The sequence below is a fragment of the Bacteroides muris (ex Fokt et al. 2023) genome (assembly GCF_024704895.1).
GTDB classification, from domain to species: Bacteria; Bacteroidota; Bacteroidia; order Bacteroidales; family Bacteroidaceae; genus Bacteroides; species Bacteroides muris.
Genome location: NZ_JAMZEE010000022.1, coordinates 21,472 through 43,282, shown reverse-complemented (window position 1 = coordinate 43,282; position 21,811 = coordinate 21,472). Strand labels below are relative to the sequence as shown.

The window sequence follows — 21,811 nt, the reverse complement described above, 5'->3', positions numbered from 1 at the left end:
AATATTAGTTCGATGGAAACAATTTTAATCCAATACTATCAATCTCCTTATGGCGACCTGCTCCTCGGCGCTTCCGGCGATAAACTCTGCCTATGCGACTGGATGCTGAACGAGAAACGTAGAATGACCATTGATAAGCGCATACGGCAGGCACTGCATGCCGATTATGAGGAAGGCACTTCGGAAGTTATTTCGCGGGCAATCATCCAGTTGGATGAGTATTTTGCCCGTAAGCGGACCATATTCGATGTTCCACTGCTTGCTGTCGGAACAGAATTCCAGCGGACGGTGTGGCAGGAGTTGCAGAACATCCCTTACGGAAAAACAGTGTCCTACGGCGAACTTTCACGAAAGCTGGGCCATCCGAAAGCCGTGCGCGCGGTGGCGGCTGCCAATGGGGCGAATGCCCTTTCGATATTCATCCCCTGCCATCGGGTGGTGGGCAGCAATCATAGGCTGATAGGCTATGCCGGTGGATTGGCAGCCAAACAGGGGATGCTGGCATTGGAAGCCGACTCTTGCGACCGACCATCAGGCTCCCGTACCGGATAGCCGTTCTTGTCAATTTATTGATGGAGCTTATCTGATATTTATCAGTTTTATTATTGGAAAAAACTCCTATCTTTGTGCGTAAATAATAAACATCTTACATCAAAATGAATACACGGACTACTTATCTTGCCTCGAAACCGCATTATGAGATTCTTGACGGACTTCGTGGCGTGGCAGCTGTCATGGTTATTATCTTCCATCTTTTTGAAGCACATGCAGGAGGCAGCCATCTTGCTCAAATCATCAATCATGGTTATCTGGCCGTAGATTTCTTCTTCATGCTTTCCGGTTTTGTTATCGGTTATGCTTATGATGACCGTTGGAACCGGATGACCGTGGGCACTTTCTTCAAACGCCGTATCATCCGCCTGCATCCTATGGTGATTATGGGGAGTATTGTGGGAGCTGCCTTTTTCTATTTGCAGGAATCGCCTTGTTTTCCGCCTATCGAGAATACGTCCATCGGAACAATGCTGCTGGTGATGTTGCTGGGCTGCACATTGCTCCCCCTTCCGTTGAAGTTCGACATTCGCGGCTGGACGGAGATGCACCCGTTGAATGGCCCGGCATGGTCGCTCTATTATGAATATATCGGTAATATTCTGTATGCGCTGTTTGTGCGCAAGTTCAATAAGGTGGCCTTATCGGTGCTGGTGTTTGTGGCAGGTTGTTTCACGATATACCGTTGCCTGACTGCTCCTGCCGGCGATATTGTGGGTGGTTGGGCTTTGAACTGGGAACAGCAGTATGTGGGGATGGTCCGGCTGATGTATCCGTTCTTCGGCGGATTACTTCTGTCACGCCTCGGCTGGCTGATACGGCTTGAAAAGCGTGCTTTCTGGTGGTGTAGCCTGCTGATTGTGGTGGTTCTTTCCATTCCCCGTATCGGAGGTGAGGACGGCTACTGGATGAACGGGCTTTACGAGGCTTTCTGCATTATCTGCATCTTTCCGGTTATTGTTTCAATGGGAGCGGGCGGCAAGGTGACCGGTAAGCGCTCTACTGCCGTATGCAAGTTCCTGGGAGATATTTCCTATCCGATTTATATCACCCATTATCCGCTGGTATATACTTATACGGCTTGGGTATGCAATAATAACGCCACAATGGTGGAAGGTATTCCTTATATGATACTGACTTTCGTTGGAGCCGTTGTCCTTGCTTATGCTTGTTTGAAACTGTACGACGAACCGGTGCGCAGGTGGCTGACAGACCGTTTCCTGAAAGGGAAAAAGAAATAGTTCCACATTTGTCTATGGATATGAAATCTCCCGTTGCATTGTTTTGTGCAGCGGGAGATTTTCTTTTCAGACTAGTTTAAAACGCATTCTCCAGCGCTTTGCTTCTTCGTCCCAATCGTGGCTGATGATTTTGAAAGTTCCGAGTTCCGATGTATTTTCTACATGTGCTCCGATGCAGAGACATTCGTCGTAATCGCCTACCTTCACGACACGTACCGTTTCGGAGGCACTGTCGGGCAGGCGCTTCAGGTCGAAACGTCCTTGTGCTTCCTCTTGCGTGATGAATTCTGTTGTGACGGGCAGATGCCGGGCGATAACCTCGTTTACGGCTTCTTCCAGCTTCTTTACTTCTTCTTCGGCAGGGCAGTCGGCAAGACGATAGTCCAGCTTGCTCTTCTTCCGTTCGATGTGTGCTGATATGGAGCGGCCGCAACCGAATAACCTTATCATGGTTTGGTTGATGATATGCTCCGTTGTGTGCATGGGAGGGTACTCCTGCTTGTTGTGGTCATTGAGATGAGGTTGTTGTTCCATGTATAATTTCAATAGTCGTTGATATATATATTATCGTTTGAGATGGGCTAGCACTTCTTCTTTCAAGATGCTGTATATATGTATATCTGTATATTCTCCGGAAGCCAGCAGTTCTCCGCAACGTTCTGTTCCCTCATGGATGAAACCGAGGCGAACCGGTACAGCATTACTGGCTGCGTTATCCACGGCACAGCGAATTTGTATCCGTTTCATCTTTTTTTCTTGTACGGCCCACAGGCACAACTTGCGGACACTTTCAGTAATGATGCCCCGGTGCTGGTATTCCGGCAGTAGCCAATAGCCGAGTTCTGTACGGTGGTTGTCGAAATCGGAGAAATGGAAACCTATCAGTCCGCAGATTTCATGTTGTTGGTTCCAAATGCCGAATATAGGTTCATACCGTTCGGCAGGAGCGGATAGTGCCTGGCGTAAAAAAGCTTCTTCATCAGCTATCGTACGCATATTATCCACGAATGGCAGCCATGTTCTTAAGTAATCCCGGTGTATATCGATGGCATAGTAGATGGCTGCGGCATCTTCTATTCTGATTTCTTGCAGATAAATGTCCGGAAGGAGGGGGAAGGAAATGGGAGAGGGGAGAATATGCACGTCTCCTGATTGGGAAAGCTGTATCCTTTCCTTGATTTTTCCCCAGGCATGTGTATCGAACAGACAGCTTTCACGCATGGTGTGATACATCTCCTTGAACCGCGACATGGGGATAGTGAGGCTTAATAAATCAGCTTCGAAGTATGGGCGGACGGAGGGGTCGAAGAATCCCAGGAAAGTACGTTTCCCTTGTTTCCGGTTTTCAATGATGGCTTGGGTAATGACGGAGCAACAGCCGGAGCCGAATGGAGCTGCCACGGTATCTAATGCATTGTTGTCAAAAGAAGCCCATGTCGCCAGCCCGGATAGTATATCGGGCGTGGGCAGGAACAGCACGCCTTCTACTTCGTCGAAGGAAGGCATCTTGTCTATGCGGGCAAAATGCAGATAGGCTTTGTCCGCTTTGGGAATCTGTAGCTCATTGATAAAATCTACCACCATTTCGGGAGTCTTCTTGTATTTCTCTTTCAAGGAGACGAAACCCGGGACGTGCTCGGGCATTTCTGTAAATCCGGTATAGAACTTACCTCCTCCGCAGGCGATTGTTTCGTTGCTGAGACTGACGGTTCTACCGTCTCTGACTTGTTTCATACATTTGAAGAGACAACCGGTTACTTTCTCTGTAGATACCTCCATTCGGTCTGAATACCAAAAGGCGATGGGGAGTTCGGCACGTTGGCCGAAAGCTTCCTGATAATTGGCAATGAATGTGTGTATATCCATGATAATCGGATGATATTATGATATGGTCTATCTTTGAATTCTCCGTAAAGGTAATTCAATATTTTAAATCTTTTGCTTGCAGTATGCCCTTTTATCACTCTGCTTTCGAGCTTTTAATGATAGTAGAATAGGATTTTATGGTATTTTAATTACTTTTGCATGAGGATTCTCAAAAAGTATTGCCTTTGACTAATCAGAAAGCCGTATGAAAAATATAATCATATTCTTGTGTCTTTGTACCATCTGTATGTGCCGCCTTTATGCTGCAAACAGCAGCCGGGCGGATTCTTTGCTGCTGAAACTGGACCGGGTGATAAAGGAGCGTCCCATATATATGGAGCAGAAAGAGCTGAAGCTGGTGGAGCTGAAAAGACAGTTGTATCGGCAGATACCGGCTGAAGAACGTTTTGCCATTCTTGGCACATTGCTGGATGAGTACCGTTCGTTCAATACGGATTCTGCATTGTACGTGGCCGAGGAGAGGGAACGGATAGCCATACGTCTTGGAAACCCGGAATACATAGACAATGCCCGCATGAATAAAGCAGATGTTTTGGGAATGACCGGTATGTATAAGGAGGTTATGGATTTAATGCAGAATATTCATGCAAATCGGTTATCGGAGGCTATCCGTCCATATTATTACCATATCTATCGTACGGTCTATGGCCTTATGGCCGATTATGCTGTGACGGAATATGAAAAGAAGCTTTATGCGGAGCTTACGGACAGATATCGTGATTCGTTGTTGCTGGTCAATAAAGATAATCTTCTGATACATACCTTGATTCAGTCCGACCAGTATAATGTACGCAATGAATGTGACAAGGCCATCCGTTTGCTGACAGATTATCTGGCACAGCAGAAGGACTATGAACACGACGTTGCGATTTGTGCCTATACTTTATCAGAGTCTTACCGTCTGAAAGGTGACAAGGAGAAGGAAAAGGAATACCTGATTGTTTCTGCTATAGCGGATATGAAAACCGCTGTCCGTGAATATGTCTCTTTGCGCAAGCTCGCGGTACTGCTTTACCAGGAAGGGGATATCGAGCGTGCCTATTCTTATGTGAAGATATGTATGGAAGACGCAGCCGCCTGCAATGCCCGATTGCGCAAGCTGGAGATTCTGGAAATCTTTCCTATCATTAATGATGCTTACCAGCAAAAGACAGAGAAGCAGCAAGAGCAGATGAAATGGGCACTGGTATCTATCAGCCTGCTTTCACTTTTTCTGTTGCTTGCCATATTCTATGTGTACAAGCAGATGAAGAAAGTGGCTGCTGCCCGCAGAGAAGTGATTGATGCCAACAAACGGCTGAAGGAGCTGAACAATGAGCTTCATCTCTCCAATGCACAGCTCAAGGAGGCGAACCATAGCATTGCTGAGAACTCTTATCTGAAGGAGGAGTATATCGGCCGATATATGGATCAGTGCTCGGTCTATTTGGAAAAGATGGACAATTACCGCCGGTCGCTGGGAAAGATTGCCGCTACCGGAAATGTGGAAGAGCTTTACAAGAACATCAAGTCTTCCAAATTCATAGAAGGAGAATTGAAGGAATTCTATACCAACTTTGACAATACTTTCCTGCAGCTGTTTCCTACTTTTGTAGAAGACTTCAATGCCCTGCTTGCCGATAATGAGCAAATATCCCTGAAAAATGGCGAACGGATGAATACAGAGTTGCGTATCTTTGCATTGATACGTTTGGGTATTACTGACAGCGTGAAGATAGCCCAGTTCCTTCGATATTCTGTTACCACCATTTATAACTATCGTACGAAGGTTCGCAACAAGGCTGCCGGTGACCGCGACTTATTGGAACAGGAAGTGATGAAAATTGGCAAGTCGAAGAACTGAAAATAGGGATTTTGAAGCCTGAAAGTGTCTCTTTTACGCTTATATTTTCACTACTTTTTTAGTTGTATAATGGTTTTATATATCATTGATAAATAGAACTTTAAACCTGTTTTAATGCTGTAATCCACTACTTTTTTACTCTTTCCTCCACTATTGGCTTCTCTTATCTGATACATTTGCATTGTTCCTCTTCGGAAAGAGTGACACATGTGATTTATGTTTTTATTATTAACTTTAAATTCTTATATTATGCAAAAGTACAAAATGCCAATCAGCAGGCTACGGATGATGGTTTGTCTGATAGGGATGTTACTTCCGATGTGCATGTTCGCACAGCAAATTACAGTACAAGGTGTAGTGAAAGACCAGACCGGTGAAACGGTTATTGGCGCCAGTGTAATGGAAAAAGGAACCACAAATGGGACAATAACCGGTATTGACGGTGATTTCTCTTTGAACATGTCTCCGAACGGTACTCTTGTCGTTTCATTTGTAGGCTATAAGACTCAAGAGGTGCAGGTGAAGGGACAGAAACAGCTTCAGGTAGTTTTGTCTGAAGATGCCGAAATGCTGGATGAAGTGGTGGTGATAGGGTATGGCACCATGAAGAAAAGCGACCTTACAGGAGCAGTGTCCTCCATTGGCAACAAGGATATCAAGGATTCCCCCGTATCCAATTTGGGACAAGCCATCCAGGGAAAAATCTCAGGTGTGCAGATTGTAGATGCCGGTAAACCGGGAGACAATGTATCCATCAAGATTCGTGGTTTGGGTTCTATCAACAACTGCGACCCGCTGGTCGTGATTGACGGAGTGCCTACCGACTTGGGCTTGTCTTCCTTGAATATGGCCGATGTGGAACGTTTGGATGTATTGAAGGATGCTTCGGCCACAGCCATCTACGGTTCCCGGGGAGCTAATGGAGTTGTGATGATTACCACCAAACGCGGTACGGAAGGAAAAGGAAAACTTGCTGTATCTGCCAATTACTCTTTCCAGAATGCTACGAACGTACCTTCTTTATTGAACGCGGCGCAGTATGCCGAGTTGAGTAATGACATGATGGTGAACAGTGGACGCAATCCTAATCCGGAATGGGCCAATCCTTCTGAATTGGGTGCAGGTACCGACTGGATGGATGAATTGCTCCGTACGGGTGTGATGCAGAACTATACGGTAAGTTATTCCGGCGGTAACGAGAAATCCCATTATTATGTGTCCGGTGGTTTTCTGGATCAGTCCGGTATCGTGAAGAGTGTGAATTACCGTCGCTTCACATTCCAGTCCAACAGCGATGCGCAAGTCTTGAAATGGTTGAAGTTCTCCAATAACATTACGTTCAGTGCCGATACGAAGAAGTCGGGCAGCTATAATATAGGTGATGCGCTGAAAGCGCTCCCCATTTATCCGGTGAAGAATGAAGATGGCAGTTGGAGTGGCCCTGATGGTAACTCGGAATGGTATGGCAGCACGCGCAACCCCATTGGACCGACGGAACTGAACAAGAGTCAGACTGATGGATATAACTTCCTGGCCAACTTGACGGCAGAACTTACTTTTACCAAATGGCTTAAGTTTAAAAGTACTTTCGGCTATGATGCCAAATTCTGGTTCATAGACAACTTTACCCCCAAGTATAACTGGAAACCCACTCCCACAGAGGAGACTTCACGTTATAAGAGCGATAACAAGTCGTTCACTTATTTGTGGGACAACTATTTCCTATTCGACCATACTTTTGCAGAAAAACATCGTGTGGGATTGATGGCCGGTATGTCTGCCCAATGGAACACCCACGACTACTTGAATGCGCAGAAGAATGTGTTTATGTTCGACAATGTGCACGAAATGGATAATGGCGAGGAAATGTATGCCATCGGTGGAAACGAGACAGAGTGGGCATTGCTCTCTTACATGGCACGTGTCAACTACTCTTACGAAGACCGCTATTTGCTGACTGCAACCATTCGTCGTGACGGTTCCAGCCGTTTCGGTAAGAAACATCGCTGGGGTACTTTCCCTTCCGTATCTGTGGCATGGCGTACCTCTCAGGAAAAGTGGTTTCCAAAAAACGACTATATCAATGACCTGAAAGTGCGTGCGGGATACGGTGTGACCGGTAGCCAGGCAAGTGTTGGAAACTACAGCTATCTGGCATCCTACAATACTAGTGTATATCCTTTCGGCATTTCGAGCGGCAATCAGACAGCGCTGGTTTCTTCTACCCTCGCTAACCCGTATATCCATTGGGAAGAGGTGGCACAAACCAACATCGGTTTTGATGCCTCACTGTTCAATTCACGCGTTATGTTCTCGTTCGATGCTTATCTGAAGGAGACGAGAGACATGCTGGTAAAGGCGTCTATCCCCATCACATCGGGATTTGAAGATACTACAACCACGTATACCAATGCCGGAAAAGTACGTAATCAAGGTATTGAAATGAGTCTGCATACCATCAATCTTACCGGTGAACTGGGATGGGAAACGAACCTGACCGCCACTTACAACAAGAACAAAATTAAGGATTTGAACAGCGACGTTCCTTATTACATTAACCAAATCAATAACTCCTATGTAACGATGCTAGCAAAGGACTATCCCATTAATGTCTTCTACGGCTATGTTACGGACGGAATCTTCCAGAACCAGTCTGAAGTGAATACACATGCCGTGCAGCCGGGAGCTGAGCCGGGTGATATCCGTTTCAGGGATTTGAACAACGATGGTGTCATCAATGATAGTGACCGTACCGTCATCGGTAACCCGAACCCAAGTTGGCTGTTCTCCATGAACAACAGCCTTTCCTATAAGGGTTTCGAACTTTCTGTTTTCCTGCAAGGTATAGCCGGAAATAAGATATACAATGCCAACAATATCGACAATACCGGTATGGCAGCTGCCTATAACCAGACTATCGACGTACTGGAGCGTTGGCAAGGAGAGGGGACCAGTAATTCGATGCCGCGTGCCGTGTTCGGCGACCCCAATCAGAATACACGCGTATCAGATCGCTTTGTGGAGAATGGTTCTTATCTGCGCTTGAAGAATATCACACTCTCATATACTTTCCCGAAGCAGTGGTTGCAGAAAGCCCGGATTGAGAATGCACGCCTTTCACTCTCTTGTGAGAATGTGGCTACCATCACCGGATATTCCGGTTTCGACCCCGAAGTGGGTATTAACGGAATAGATCAGAATCGTTACCCCATCTCCCGTACGTTCAGTGTAGGATTAAACTTTAACTTTTAATGATTGACTCGGATATGAAAAAGATAACAAATTTACTATATATGCTGGCGGTATTGCTGCTGGCTTCCTGCAGCGACTTCCTGGACAAGTCTCCTAAAAATACGGTTGACCCGGAAACGACGGTGACCGATGATGTGGCCATTGCTCTGACCAATGCCTGCTATCGCACCCTTCAGTCTTCCAATATGTACAACCAGCGTATCTGGACATTGGATATTGTGGCAGGCAATAGCTTGGTTGGTGCCGGTGGCGGTACCGACGGCCTTGAAACGATACAAGCTTCTAACTTCATAACGCAGAGCGACAATGGCATGGCATTGTACATGTGGCGTTCTCCCTGGGTGGGGATAGGACAATGCAACATTGTGTTGAATAGTCTTTTGGAGGCTGAAGCCGTGTCAGAAAGAATTAAGAACCGTTGTCTGGGAGAGGCTTATTTCCTCCGTGCACATTATTACTATGTGCTGGTACGTCTGTACGGTGGTGTTCCTTTGCGTTTAGCTCCTTATAATCCGGAAGAACCGACAGACATTGCACGCGCTACAGTCGAAGAGACTTATGCCCAGATAATTTCCGATTGTAAGAATGCGGTTGACCTGCTTCCTGCCAAGTCTTCTTACGACGACGAAAATGTGGGACGTGCTTGCAAGGATGCAGCTTTGGTCATGTTGGCAGATATTTATCTGACGCTGGCCCCTAATCATACGGAATATTATCAGGAGGTTGTTGACTTGTGTGATGAGATAACGAACCTGGGGTATGACCTTTCTTCCTGCAAGTATGAGGACAATTTCGATGCATTGGTCAATAACGGGCCGGAATCTTTGTTCGAGGTCCAGTATTCGGGCAATACGGAATATGATTTCTGGGGGAACAACCCGCAGTCTTCCTGGCTTTCCACTTTCATGGGGCCCCGTAATTCGGATTTTGTTGCCGGAAGTTATGGCTGGAACCAGCCTACAGAAGAATTTGTGGGGCAATATGAGAGCGGTGACAAACGTAAGGATTTGACCGTGCTTTATGCCGGATGTCCGGACTTTGACGGTAAGGCTTACAAAAGCTCTTATTCCAATACGGGATACAATGTACGCAAGTTCCTAGTGTCGAAAACGGTTTCTCCGGAGTATAACACCAATCCTGCGAACTTCGTGGTTTATCGCTACGCGGATGTTCTGTTGAAGAAAGCCGAAGCTTTGAATGAAATGGGGCATCCCGATCAGGCTGCCGCTCCTTTGAATATTGTACGTAAGCGTGCCGGACTGCCGGAGGTTTCGGGCTTGTCACAGGAAACCATGCGTGAAAAGATTATCCATGAGCGCCGCATGGAACTAGCTTTCGAAGGGCATCGCTGGTTCGACATGATTCGTGTCAACAATGGAGAGTATGCCATTAAATTCCTGCATTCCATTGGAAAGAGCAACGTGAACAAGAACCGCTTGCTGTTCCCTATTCCGCAGACGGAGATGGATGCTAATACCTTAATGGTGCAGAACCCGGGTTATTAATTAATTTAATCAGAAGAATATGAAGAAATATATTTCACACCTTGTATTTGCCTTACTGGGCTGTGCAGCCTTATCTGCTTGTGTAGATGATGATTACATGGAATTGGATAAAGGACAGAATGAACTTGTACTGACGGCCAGCAAGACGGAAGTTGTTTTGAATGAGCAGGCACATGCCGATGATGCCCTGGAGCTTTCCTGGACTACGGGAACCAATTATGGGACGGGCAATAAAATATCCTATACGTTGGAACTGGCAAAGGCCGGCAGTAATTTTGCAAACTCTTATGTGGCTGTGGAGAATGCCGTACAAGAATACTCATGGAAAAAGAGCGTGGAGGAATTGAATGACATCCTGCGCAACCATTTTGGGGCAACTGCCGGGGAGAACATTTCGCTGGAGGCGCGGTTGACAGCTGTTGTAACGGAACGGGACGAAAAGCAGGTATCTATCACTGCTTTCAGCGTTACTGCTTATAAACCGCTTACATCCACCCTTTATCTTATAGGTAGTGCCACTCCGGGCGGATGGAGTGCCGATGATGCGACAGAAATGATCCGCAAGGACAATGGTATCTTTACATGGACGGGCCGACTTGTTGCGGGTGAATTTAAGTTCATCACGACCTTAGGCTCATTCCTGCCCTCTTACAACAAGGGAACAGACGGCTTGCTGATGCTTCGTAGCAGTGATGACCAGCCGGACATACCTTTTATTGTCGAAGAAGATCATAATTACATCGTTGAGGTCAATCTGTTTACCGGTGTTCTTACATTGACCCAGACAGAGACGTTGGCACCTGCCTACGACCAGCTTTATTTTGTGGGTAACGCTACGGATTGGGGATTCGTGAAGATGAAACAAGATGTGCTCGACCCATACTTGTTCCGCTTCGGCAAGTTCTTCGAAGTGGGCAAAGGAGGGGAATTCAAGTTCGGAACCTCCGATGGAAGTTGGGAGAACATGTATAAGGCCAAGAACGCCGATGCTGCTTATACCGATACAGAAGTGGTGTTTGTGAAAGGGTTCGACCCGGACAATAAATGGGTGCTGAAAGACGGGGAATGCGGCAAGGCCTACAAGATTTGCATGGATATCCGTAGTGGTAAGGAACGCATGATGATGAGCGAATTTACTCCATATGAGATGATTTATATGGTAGGTGATGCTACTCCGGCCGGTTGGACGATTGGTGATGCTACGCCGATGCAGACAACGGATAATCCGTATGTGTTTACTTGGAAAGGTACGCTGAATGCCGGTGAGTTGAAATTTACTTGTGATAAGCAGGAAGATTGGAATGGAGCCTGGTTCATGCCGGCTGTAGCAGACAAACAGCCTGCAGGAGAAACAGAACCGATGCTTTTCCTTGATAAATCAGACGAAGCGTTCAAAGCGCAATATCTGGACGTGATGGTAGGCGGCATCGACCAGAAGTGGAAGATTACGACAGCAGGTTCCTATCTGATTACTTTGAATCAGCTGGAAGAGACAATTTCAATCGTGAAACAATAAGTATCTACAATAGATGAAGAAGATAGTTTATACAACAATGGTAGCCTTGCTGCTGGTTGCATGCAGCAAGGAGAGTGATGATACCGGTAGCGGTACCGGTGGAGGCGGAGAGAGTGGAGGGGTTACGGAAGTAACCCCAGTCACCTCGGACTTGACGGTCAATCTCACTACTGACAAGGCATGTTACCGGCCGGGCGAGAGTGTTTCTTTTACAGCTGACGCCCTTCCTGCCGGAGCTAAAATCCGCTACCGGACAATGGACAAGGTTGTATCGGAGCAGGCTGCTGTCGGTACTACTTGGACTTGGACTGCTCCGGCAACCGATTATACCGGTTATCTGGTGGATGTATACCGTACAAAAGAGAATGGAACAGAGGTTATTCTTGGTACTATTGCCGTAGATGTATCCAGTGACTGGACACGTTTTCCACGTTATGGTTTCGTTGCCACTTTTGATGCTTCGAAAAAGGTGGATGGAGTGATAGAGAAGGAGATGGCTTTCCTGAACCGTTGCCACATTAACGGGGTACAGTTTCAGGATTGGCACAACAAGCATCACTGGCCGTTAGGTGGTACGCGTGAGCATCTGGACGAGGTCTATAAGGACATTGCCAACCGGGAGGTCTATACCGAGGTAGTGAAGAAGTATATCTCTACACAACACAGCCTGGGCATGAAGTCCATGTTTTACAATCTATGTTTCGGAGCTTTGGACGATGCCGTTTCCGACGGAGTAAAGGAAGAATGGTACATATTCAAGAACACGGGACGTATGGATAAGGATTCGCATGACTTGCCCTCCAGTTGGAAAAGTAATATCTTCCTGCTCAATCCCACCAATACGGAATGGCAGGCATATATTGCCCAGAAAAACGATGATGTTTATGCCAATCTGGACTTTGACGGTTATCAGATAGACCAACTGGGAAACCGGGGTGACCGCTATGACTATGATGGCAATAAGGTAAATCTGCCTAAGGGATATGCCTCGTTCATCGAAGCCATGAAACAGAAGCATCCGGACAAGCGTTTGGTGATGAATGCCGTCTCCAGCTATGGAGCTTCCCAGATAGCTGGTACGGGTAAAGTGGATTTCCTTTATAATGAAGTATGGGGCGATGAGGCAGGCTTCAAGGATTTGCACACCATTATCAAAGCGAACGACCAGTATGGCAACCATACCTTGAAAACGGTGTTTGCCGCATACATGAACTATGACAAGGCAGGTAGCAGTACCGGTGAGTTCAATACACCGGGTGTGCTGCTGACGGATGCCGTGATGTTTGCATTGGGTGGTTCACATTTGGAATTGGGCGACCACATGCTATGCCGCGAGTACTTTCCAAGCACGGCTTTGCAAATGAACGATGTACTGAAAACAGCCATGATTCGTTATTATGACTTTATGACAGCTTATCAGAATCTACTTCGTGACAAGGATACGGAGGCGGAGATAGCTGTTTCTTTGACTTGTACGGATGCCACACAGAATCTTTCTCTGAATGTGTGGCCACCGCAGAAGTCTGCCATCACTGTTTATGCCAAAAATGTAAATGGCAGGCAAGTCATTCATTTGCTTAACTTCCTCAATGCAGATAATTTGAGTTGGAGGGATTTGAATGGGACAATGCCTGAACCGCGCTTGGTATATGACGTGCCGCTGAAGATGAATGTTTCCGGCAAAGTGAACAAGATATGGGTTGCATCGCCCGATTTCCATGCCGGTGCTTCGCAGGAACTGGTGTTTGAACAGAAAGACGGTACGGTTACCTTTACCTTGCCCTTGCTGAAGTACTGGACAATGCTTGTGATGGAGTAAAATATTTTATTAAGGAACAAACAGATTATGGTAATGAAGAAATATATACTTTCATTTTTCACGCTCTGTGCATTTACGGTATATGCATATGCGCAGAGCCGTACTGGAGACTGTACGTCCTATACCAGCAACGAGCGGAGTGTGACCTTTCATTTGAATGACAGTTCTGCCATACAATTGCGCCTGTGCAGCCAGTCTACGGTGCGTATCTGGTTTTCTCCCGATGGAAGTTTCCAGCGCAATAATCCTTCTTTTGCCGTTGTTAATGAGGACTTGGAAGATGTGGGTACTGTTCATGTGGACGAGCAGAATGCTTGTTACGAGATTTTTACTCCCAAGCTTCGCATTCGGGTAAACAAATCCCCGTTTAACTTACAGATATTCGACAAGTATCAGAAACTGCTGTTCAGTGATTATGCCGATAAAGGACATATCAGTGACGGACAACGCAAACTGGAATACAAGATTCTTCGTCGCGATGAACACTTCTTCGGCCTGGGAGAAAAGACCGGCAAGCTGGATCGTCGGGGTGAAGCCTACAAGATGTGGAATAGCGACAAGCCTTGTTATAGCATCGTTGAGGATCCGCTCTACAAGAGTATTCCGTTCTTTATGAGCAGTTATCGTTATGGTATTTTCCTGGACAATACGTATAAAACCGAATTTAAGTTTGGTACGGAAAGCCGCGATTACTACAGTTTCGAGGCTCCTGGGGGAGAGATGATTTATTATTTCATCTTCGGGAAGGATTATAAGGAAATCATGAAACAATATGTCGACCTGACGGGAAAACCCATAATGCCTCCTAAATGGGCATTGGGCTTTGCACAATGCCGGGGACTGCTGACGAGCGAGAAATTGTCTTATGAAATAGCTGAAGGCTATCGTAAGCGTGGAATTCCTTGTGATGTTATTTACCAAGACATCGGCTGGACACAATATTTGCAGGATTTTGAGTGGCGGAAAGGGAACTACGAGAATCCGAAAAAGATGCTTGCAGACCTCAAGGATATGGGCTTCAAGGTGGTGGTTTCGCAAGATCCGGTCATTTCACAAGCCAATAAGCGGCAATGGGAGGAAGCCGATAGGTTAGGGTATCTGGTAAAGGACTCCACCGACGGCAGGAGTTATGACATGCCCTGGCCCTGGGGCGGTAATTGTGGCGTAGTAGACTTCACCCTTCCTGCTGTGGCAGACTGGTGGGGAACTTATCAGCAGAAGCCCATTGATGATGGCATTGCCGGTTTCTGGACTGATATGGGTGAGCCTGCCTGGAGCAATGAGGAGCAGACGGAACGGCTGGTGATGAAACACCATTTGGGCATGCATGATGAGATTCACAATGTTTATGGTCTTACGTGGGATAAGGTGGTGAAGGAGCAGTTTGAAAAACGGAATCCTGACCGTCGCGTATTTCAGATGACACGTGCCGCTTTTGCGGGCTTGCAACGCTATACCTTCGGCTGGACTGGTGACTGTGGAAACGGTGATGACGTGACGCAGGGCTGGGGGCAGATGGCCAATCAGATTCCGGTATTGTTGTCTGCCGGTTTGGGAATTATTCCTTTTACTACTTGTGATATTACCGGTTATTGCGGAGATATAGAGGATTATCCTGCGATGGCTGAACTTTATACGCGGTGGATACAGATGGGCGCTTTCAATCCCCTGAGCCGCATTCATCATGAGGGCAATGTGGCTGTGGAACCGTGGCTGTTCGGCGAAGAGTCCGAGAAGAATGCCAAGACAGCCATCGAATTGAAATATCGCCTTTTGCCTTATATCTATACGTATGCCCGCGAAGCACACGAAACGGGGTTGCCCCTCATGCGACCGATGTTTCTGGAATATCCGGCAGATATGGAAACGTTCTCTACGGATGCCCAGTTTATGTTTGGCAGTGAGCTACTGGTTGCTCCGGTAGTAAAAAAAGGAGCGCGAAACAAGAATGTGTATCTTCCTGAAGGAACTTGGATTGACTACAACAACAAACACACAGCATATAGCGGTGAGCAATGGATGACGGTGGATGCTCCCCTCAATACTATTCCTATGTTTGTAAAGCAAGGAAGCATCATACCCCAAATGCCGGTCATGAACTATACGGACGAGAAACTTGTCTATCCGGTTACGTTTGAGATATTTCCTGCTGCAGCGGGCAGTGAAACAACCTTCTCGCTTTATGAAGATGCAGGAACTGATTTAGGATATTTGCGTGGAGAGTTCATGCGCACTCCTATTACTTGCCAGACTACCGACAAAGGCTATATGCTGAAAGTAGGTACACGGACCGGTGAGAAATATAGCTTACCCGGCCAACGAAACCTGATGTTCTGCATCTATACGGAACAGATGCCGAAAACGGCTTTGCTGGACGGTCAGAAAATCAAGAAAACGAATGTCGGAAAGCTGGAAGAAAATCGGGAGACAGAGTTTACGATAACTGCCTGGTGTCCCGACAAGAAGCAGGAGACCTGCCTGCTGAGGTTACCGGATGATGGAAAGGAGCATATCATTGAGTTTATCTATTAACACAAAAAACATATCATTATTATGAAGAAATTTGTACTTAGCGCGGCTTTGCTTTTTTCTGCCCTAGCGGGGAATGCTGAAGGCATTTCATCCCCTTCGGGCATGGTGAAGCTGGATTTTGAACTGACAAAAGACGGGAGACCAGCCTATCAGGTGGATTATAAAGGGGCCCCTGTCATCAATCTCAGTACGTTGGGACTGGAACTTAAAGGAGCTACCAGCCTGATGGATGGTTTCAAAGTAGTAAGGACTTCTACTTCCACTTTCGATGAAACCTGGCAACCGGTGTGGGGGGAAACAAAAGATATCTGCAACCACTACAACGAATTGCTGGTAGAACTTGAACAACCGTCTACCACTCGTTTTATGAATATCCGTTTTCGGGTATATGATGACGGCGTGGGATTCCGTTATGAGTTTCCGCAACAGAAGAATCTGGTTTATTTTGTGATAAAGGAAGAGCATTCCCGGTTTGCCATGACCGGCGACCATACTGCCTGGTGGATTCCGGGAGATTATGATACCCAGGAATATGATTACACGGAGTCCAGGCTCTCTGAAATCCGTGGACTGCTGCAGGGAGCTGTGAGCGACAATGCGTCACAAACTGTCTTTTCGCCGACGGGTGTCCAGACTTCCATACAGCTTAAAACAGCTGATGGAGTGTACCTTAACCTGCACGAGGCAGCTTTGGTGGACTACTCCTGCATGCATCTCAACCTGGATGACAAGAACCTCGTTTTTGAATCCTGGCTGACTCCGGACGCCCAAGGAAATAAAGGATATATGCAGTCTCCCTGCCATACTCCCTGGCGTACGGTCATGGTCAGTGATGATGCCCGCGAGATACTGGCCTCCAATTTGATTCTCAATCTGAATGAGCCTTGCAAGTATGATGATACCTCCTGGATTAAGCCGGTGAAATATGTCGGCGTATGGTGGGAAATGATTGCAGGGGGAAAGCCCTGGGCATATACTTTTGACCTCCCTTCTGTGAAACTGGATGATACGGACTATTCCAAGATGAAACCGAACGGCATTCATCCGGCCAACACGGCTAATGTGAAGAAGTACATAGACTTTGCTGCCGAACACGGTTTTGACCAAGTATTGGTGGAGGGTTGGAATACGGGTTGGGAAGACTGGTTCGGTAATTCCAAGGATTATGTTTTCGATTTCGTGACTCCTTATCCCGATTTTGACATCAAGTATCTGAATGAATATGCCCATTCCAAGGGTGTCCGTCTGATGATGCACCATGAAACATCGGCTTCCGTCCGTAACTATGAGCGGCACATGGAGGCCGCCTACCGGCTGATGAACAAATACGGATATAATTCGGTAAAGAGTGGCTACGTAGGCAATATGATTCCCCGTGGCGAGCATCACTATGGACAATGGATGAACAACCATTACCTATACGCCGTGACCGAAGCTGCCAAACACAAGATAATGGTCAATGCCCATGAAGCGGTACGTCCGACCGGTTTATGCCGTACCTATCCCAATCTGATAGGCAATGAATCTGCCCGAGGCACGGAGTATGAGGCTTTTTCCGGTAACAAGCCCTTCCACACAACGATACTTCCGTTTACCCGTCTGCAAGGCGGCCCGATGGACTATACGCCCGGTATCTTTGAAATGGACATCAACAAACTGAATCCGAACAGCCACACTCATGCCAACACTACTTTGGCACGTCAGCTGGCACTCTATGTCACTATGTACAGCCCTCTACAAATGGCTGCCGACCTTCCTGAGAATTATGAGCGTTTCATGGATGCTTTCCAGTTCATCAAAGATGTGGCTGTGGATTGGGACGACAGCCGCTATCTGGAAGCTGAGCCGGGACGTTACATCACTGTTGCCCGTAAGGCAAAAGGTACGAATGATTGGTTTATCGGTTGCACCAGCAGTGAGCACGGACATGCTTCAACTTTGAAACTGGACTTCCTGGATGCAGACAAGCAGTATATTGCAACCGTCTATGCCGATGCAAAAGATGCCGATTATAAGACAAATCCGCAAGCTTATGTTATCCGTGAAGGTATCGTTTCTCCCAAAACGGTCTTGAAACTGAAAGCTGCTTCCGGTGGCGGCTATGCCATCAGCATCATGGAGGTGAAAGATAAATCTGTATTGAAGGGACTGAAGAGGCTTTCCGGGAATATTTGATTTACGGGCATAAAAAAAGGAGTACCGCTGTACTCCAACCTTTGTTAACCTTAAATCTAATACTATGAAAAACACATTGCAAAGATACGGATATTGGGAGAATGTGCAAATTATCCAAATAAAAAAGTATGTTTTATAACACTTATTGACTATTCGTTCCTTTGCTTCTATTCTTGTTAACAAAAAGAAAGCGTTAAAAGAGCAGTTTGCCCCATTCCCCTTATCCTTTTGCCTCTTGATACATGAATCTCTTGATACTCTTCTTGGCTGTTTTCTCGAACTCCTCGAAGTGTATCTTGACTTTTGTAATCTGGCTGTAGGCCGGTAATTGCAGATTCAATTCATTCCGGTTGTCCTCCATAATCTTCTCAACGTCCGATTGCTCCAAGCCGTGGGCGAATGCATCGTCGAAATCGGGATAGATAAGGGCCACAAGTTTGTCTTTTTGCAATAGGATGAGTGATTCGGATACGTATGGCATGTTGTTCAGCTTGCTTTCAATTTCTTCGGGGTAGATATTCTGGCCGCTGGCTGTGAGTAGCATGTTCTTGCTACGTCCGCGGACGGTGACATATCCTTCGGCATCCATCGTTGCAAGGTCACCAGTGTGCAGCCAGCCGTTTATATCGATGATTTGGGAGGTGGCTTCGGCATTCTTGTAATAGCCCAGCATCAGATTGGCACCTTTACAGATTATTTCTCCTGCCACGTTCTGCGGATCGGGGGAGGCAATCTTCACTTCCATGCGGGTGGCTGCTTTGCCACAGGAAGCCGGTTTCAGTGTTTCCCAACGGCTGGAGCAAATGATGGGACCGCATTCCGTCATGCCATATGCGATGGTGTAGGGGAAACTTATCTGCTTCAGGAAACGTTCCACATCCGCATTGAACGGTGCTCCTCCGATAATGATTTCATCGAAATTGTTGCCAAAAGCCTCCATTGCCTTTTTGCGCATGTCAGCCTTTATTCTATCGTTGACAATGGGCATCCGCAGCAGCAACTTGCCTATTTTATTGTCTATCCGGGGCAGAATGTCCTTCTTGATAATCTTCTCTACGATGAGCGGTACACATGAAATGACCCGTGGCTTGATTTCGGAGAATGACTGTGCGATAATCTTGGGAGACGGCATACGGGTAAGGAAGTACAGATGGGCACCTGCGGAAAAACCGTACAGGAAATCGTACACCATGCCAAAGACATGTCCCAGAGGTAACATGGATACGATATGGTCTCCCGGACGTACGGGAAGCATTTCATGGCAATAGGCTACATTGGACTCCAGGCTACGATAAGGGAGCATGACCCCTTTGGAATATCCCGTAGTCCCTGAAGTGTAGTTGATGACAGCCAGTTCTTCGGGCGACTCCTCTTTGCGGTAGCTGATATGCTCGGGACGGAAATTCTTGGGGAAGCGTGCGCCATAGAGGACGTTGCGGTGTTCGAAAGCCTCCATCAGTTGTTCATTTCGGCAAACCACCGGAGTGAAATCCGTCAGCAGTACAATCCCCATCAACTGGGGCATTGCCTCTTCATTTAGATTCTCCCATGCGCGGTCGCCGACAAATAGCAATTTGGCTTCGGAATGGTTGACGATGTTGTGGATATTGTCAGCCTTGAACTCATGCAGAATGGGAACAATGACGGCTCCATAGGTAACCGTTGCCAGAAAAGCGACTGCCCAATGTGCACTGTTACGTCCACAAACGGCAATCTTGTCTCCGGGCTGTATACCGGCACTTTCCAATACGATATGGAATTTGGCTATTTTTCTTGCCACATCTTTGTATTGTAGTGTAACTCCTTTGTAGTCTGTCAGGGCATTGCGATCCCAGTTTTTAATAATGCTTTGTTCTATATAATCGATGAACCCTTGTTCTTGTTCCATTCAGCTGTTGCACACTTTAGTTAAAACTGCGCAAAGATAGGTCTTATAGTGATGCAAAGCAAATAGTTTCCGCTTTTTTCTTGTCTTAGGACGGATAGAAACCTATCCGTAATTCTTATTCCTTGCCATTTTCCGAAATAAGAAGCAGCTTGTCACCGGCATGAAGCTTTAATGTCCCGTTCGGAATAAGGTACTCATTTCCGCGTTTTACAATCATCACCAGTGTACCTTTGGGCAAGTTCATGTCTTTTAGAGTATCTGCCTGGTCCAGTATTTCTTGTGTAATGGTCATATCGTGCAGGTTGGAGTCAATTTCTTCGGGCAGTTCGACTCCGAAATCATTTCCGGTTTTTTCCAGCGGGGTAGAGAGGTTTAGCAGCCGGGCCACCCGGGAGACTGTGGTACCCTGGATGACTAGCGAGACGATGGTTATAAAGAATACAATGTTGAAGATGACATGGGCACCGGGCACATTGGCTACCACGGGATAGGTGGCAAAGATAATGGGTACTGCGCCACGTAATCCTACCCACGATACGAACAGCCGTGACTTGAGGGTGATTCTCTTGCCAAAGGGCAGCAGGCAGAGAAAAACGCTGAGAGGACGTCCCACAACAATCATGAATATGCCGATGAGCAATGCCACGACTGCAACTTCCAACATTTCATGGGGGTTGACAAGCAGACCGAGGCAGAGGAACATGATGATTTGGAAAAGCCAGGTCAGTCCGTCCATAAAAGTATAAATCTCTTTCCGGTGCATGATTTTGTTATTGCCCACTATCATTCCGGCAATATACACGGCCAGGTAACCGTTGCCTTTCAGCAGGTCGGTGATGGAGAAGATGAAAAATATGAAAGACAGCAATAGGATAGGATAGAGTGCTTGGTTGTCTATATTCAGCCGGTTTAGCATAAGGATGGCCAGCTTTCCGAGGAAATAACCGGTTGCAGCGCCGACAATGAACTGTATGGCAAAAGAGCCTAATATCTGGGGAACTCCCATTCCGGAGGACTGGATGAATTGAATCAACACGATGGTCAGCATATATGCCATCGGGTCGTTACTACCGCTTTCCAGCTCCAGCATGGGGCGCAGATTATGTTTCAGGTTTATTTTTTGTGAACGCAGAATGGCGAATACAGAGGCTGAGTCGGTAGATGACATGGTGGATGCAAGCAAAAGGGAGGTTATCAGCGGCAGGTGGATGTTGGTCCAGCTCATGCCGGACAGCCACCAGATAAATAATCCGGTAAAGAGGGCCGTGAGTAGTACTCCTACAGTTGACAAAACAATGCCGTGAGTCAATATGGGTTTTATCTCCGTAAACTTGGTGTCCATACCGCCGGAGAACAAAATAATGCTGAGGGCAACCATGCCGATGAACTGTGCTTCTTTGGCGTTGTGGAACTGCAACCCCAATCCGTCACTGCCGAACAGCATGCCGACGACAAGAAAAAGTAATAACGCTGGTACCCCGAAACGGTATCCGGTCTTGCCGACAATGATGCTGACGAAAAGTAATATGGAACCTATAAGTAGTATGTTTCCTGCTGTAAATATCATAAATTCTATGCTATATAGTTTGCAATGTGCTCTT

At 46.8% G+C, this 21,811-nt stretch carries 13 protein-coding genes; 9 read left to right on the top strand and 4 right to left on the bottom strand.

What is annotated here, in order from left to right; all coding sequences use genetic code 11:
- The first annotated feature begins 12 nt into the window (after nt 1-12).
- Nucleotides 13-552 carry a methylated-DNA--[protein]-cysteine S-methyltransferase gene (locus M1B78_RS10395; protein WP_257940625.1) on the top strand — a complete coding sequence of 180 codons (540 nt, stop codon included), beginning with the start codon at nt 13-15 and terminating at the stop codon, nt 550-552.
- A gap of 104 nt (nt 553-656) precedes the next feature.
- Complete coding sequence (locus tag M1B78_RS10390; RefSeq protein ID WP_257940624.1) at nt 657-1,793, top strand: acyltransferase family protein; 1,137 nt, start codon at nt 657-659, stop codon at nt 1,791-1,793.
- Nucleotides 1,794-1,859: 66 nt separating this feature from the next.
- On the opposite strand, the gene M1B78_RS10385 is transcribed toward M1B78_RS10390, so the two are convergent.
- Complete coding sequence (locus M1B78_RS10385; RefSeq protein ID WP_257940623.1) at nt 1,860-2,327, bottom strand: hypothetical protein; 468 nt, start codon at nt 2,325-2,327, stop codon at nt 1,860-1,862.
- A 30-nt stretch (nt 2,328-2,357) separates the two neighbouring features.
- The gene (locus M1B78_RS10380) at nt 2,358-3,659 is read right to left on the bottom strand and encodes a GNAT family N-acetyltransferase (protein WP_257940622.1); all 1,302 of its coding nucleotides are present in this window, start codon (nt 3,657-3,659) and stop codon (nt 2,358-2,360) included.
- Nucleotides 3,660-3,864: 205 nt separating this feature from the next.
- Between M1B78_RS10380 and M1B78_RS10375 the strand changes: the two genes are divergently transcribed.
- The 7 genes from M1B78_RS10375 to M1B78_RS10345 all read left to right on the top strand — a co-directional run bounded on the left by M1B78_RS10375 (nt 3,865) and on the right by M1B78_RS10345 (nt 18,322).
- Nucleotides 3,865-5,523, top strand: a complete 1,659-nt coding sequence (locus tag M1B78_RS10375) for a DUF6377 domain-containing protein (protein ID WP_257940621.1) — start codon at nt 3,865-3,867, stop codon at nt 5,521-5,523.
- A 249-nt stretch (nt 5,524-5,772) separates the two neighbouring features.
- A complete protein-coding gene (locus tag M1B78_RS10370; RefSeq protein ID WP_257940620.1) occupies nt 5,773-8,775 on the top strand; it encodes a SusC/RagA family TonB-linked outer membrane protein in 3,003 nt (1,000 codons plus the stop codon).
- A 14-nt stretch (nt 8,776-8,789) separates the two neighbouring features.
- The gene (locus M1B78_RS10365; protein WP_257940619.1) at nt 8,790-10,280 is read left to right on the top strand and encodes a RagB/SusD family nutrient uptake outer membrane protein; all 1,491 of its coding nucleotides are present in this window, start codon (nt 8,790-8,792) and stop codon (nt 10,278-10,280) included.
- Between the two features lie 19 nt (nt 10,281-10,299).
- Nucleotides 10,300-11,796 (top strand): SusF/SusE family outer membrane protein, encoded by a 1,497-nt coding sequence (locus M1B78_RS10360; protein ID WP_257940618.1) that lies wholly within the window; start codon nt 10,300-10,302, stop codon nt 11,794-11,796.
- A gap of 13 nt (nt 11,797-11,809) precedes the next feature.
- Nucleotides 11,810-13,615: a glycoside hydrolase family 66 protein gene (locus tag M1B78_RS10355; protein ID WP_257940617.1), complete on the top strand. Its 1,806-nt coding sequence runs from the start codon at nt 11,810-11,812 to the stop codon at nt 13,613-13,615.
- A gap of 33 nt (nt 13,616-13,648) precedes the next feature.
- On the top strand, nt 13,649-16,147 hold the full coding sequence (locus tag M1B78_RS10350) for a glycoside hydrolase family 31 protein (protein WP_257940616.1): 2,499 nt from the start codon (nt 13,649-13,651) through the stop codon (nt 16,145-16,147).
- A gap of 21 nt (nt 16,148-16,168) precedes the next feature.
- Nucleotides 16,169-18,322: a glycoside hydrolase family 97 protein gene (locus tag M1B78_RS10345; protein ID WP_257940615.1), complete on the top strand. Its 2,154-nt coding sequence runs from the start codon at nt 16,169-16,171 to the stop codon at nt 18,320-18,322.
- A gap of 220 nt (nt 18,323-18,542) precedes the next feature.
- On the opposite strand, the gene M1B78_RS10340 is transcribed toward M1B78_RS10345, so the two are convergent.
- Together M1B78_RS10340 and M1B78_RS10335 are read right to left on the bottom strand one after the other, a co-directional pair.
- A complete protein-coding gene (locus M1B78_RS10340) occupies nt 18,543-20,210 on the bottom strand; it encodes a long-chain fatty acid--CoA ligase (RefSeq protein WP_176468574.1) in 1,668 nt (555 codons plus the stop codon).
- A gap of 115 nt (nt 20,211-20,325) precedes the next feature.
- Nucleotides 20,326-21,777 carry a potassium/proton antiporter gene (locus tag M1B78_RS10335; protein WP_257940614.1) on the bottom strand — a complete coding sequence of 484 codons (1,452 nt, stop codon included), beginning with the start codon at nt 21,775-21,777 and terminating at the stop codon, nt 20,326-20,328.
- Nucleotides 21,778-21,811 lie beyond the last annotated feature (34 nt).

Excerpts from the sequence above, each read along its gene's own strand:
- M1B78_RS10375 (WP_257940621.1), top strand. The coding sequence starts at position 3,865 with ATGAAAAATATAATCATATTCTTGTGTCTTTGTACCATCTGTATGTGC.
- M1B78_RS10385 (WP_257940623.1), bottom strand. The coding sequence starts at position 2,327 with ATGGAACAACAACCTCATCTCAATGACCACAACAAGCAGGAGTACCCT.
- M1B78_RS10335 (WP_257940614.1), bottom strand. The coding sequence starts at position 21,777 with ATGATATTTACAGCAGGAAACATACTACTTATAGGTTCCATATTACTT.
- M1B78_RS10355 (WP_257940617.1), top strand. The coding sequence starts at position 11,810 with ATGAAGAAGATAGTTTATACAACAATGGTAGCCTTGCTGCTGGTTGCA.
- M1B78_RS10350 (WP_257940616.1), top strand. The coding sequence starts at position 13,649 with ATGAAGAAATATATACTTTCATTTTTCACGCTCTGTGCATTTACGGTA.
- M1B78_RS10390 (WP_257940624.1), top strand. The coding sequence starts at position 657 with ATGAATACACGGACTACTTATCTTGCCTCGAAACCGCATTATGAGATT.
- M1B78_RS10345 (WP_257940615.1), top strand. The coding sequence starts at position 16,169 with ATGAAGAAATTTGTACTTAGCGCGGCTTTGCTTTTTTCTGCCCTAGCG.
- M1B78_RS10395 (WP_257940625.1), top strand. The coding sequence starts at position 13 with ATGGAAACAATTTTAATCCAATACTATCAATCTCCTTATGGCGACCTG.
- M1B78_RS10340 (WP_176468574.1), bottom strand. The coding sequence starts at position 20,210 with ATGGAACAAGAACAAGGGTTCATCGATTATATAGAACAAAGCATTATT.
- M1B78_RS10365 (WP_257940619.1), top strand. The coding sequence starts at position 8,790 with ATGAAAAAGATAACAAATTTACTATATATGCTGGCGGTATTGCTGCTG.
- M1B78_RS10360 (WP_257940618.1), top strand. The coding sequence starts at position 10,300 with ATGAAGAAATATATTTCACACCTTGTATTTGCCTTACTGGGCTGTGCA.
- M1B78_RS10380 (WP_257940622.1), bottom strand. The coding sequence starts at position 3,659 with ATGGATATACACACATTCATTGCCAATTATCAGGAAGCTTTCGGCCAA.
- M1B78_RS10370 (WP_257940620.1), top strand. The coding sequence starts at position 5,773 with ATGCAAAAGTACAAAATGCCAATCAGCAGGCTACGGATGATGGTTTGT.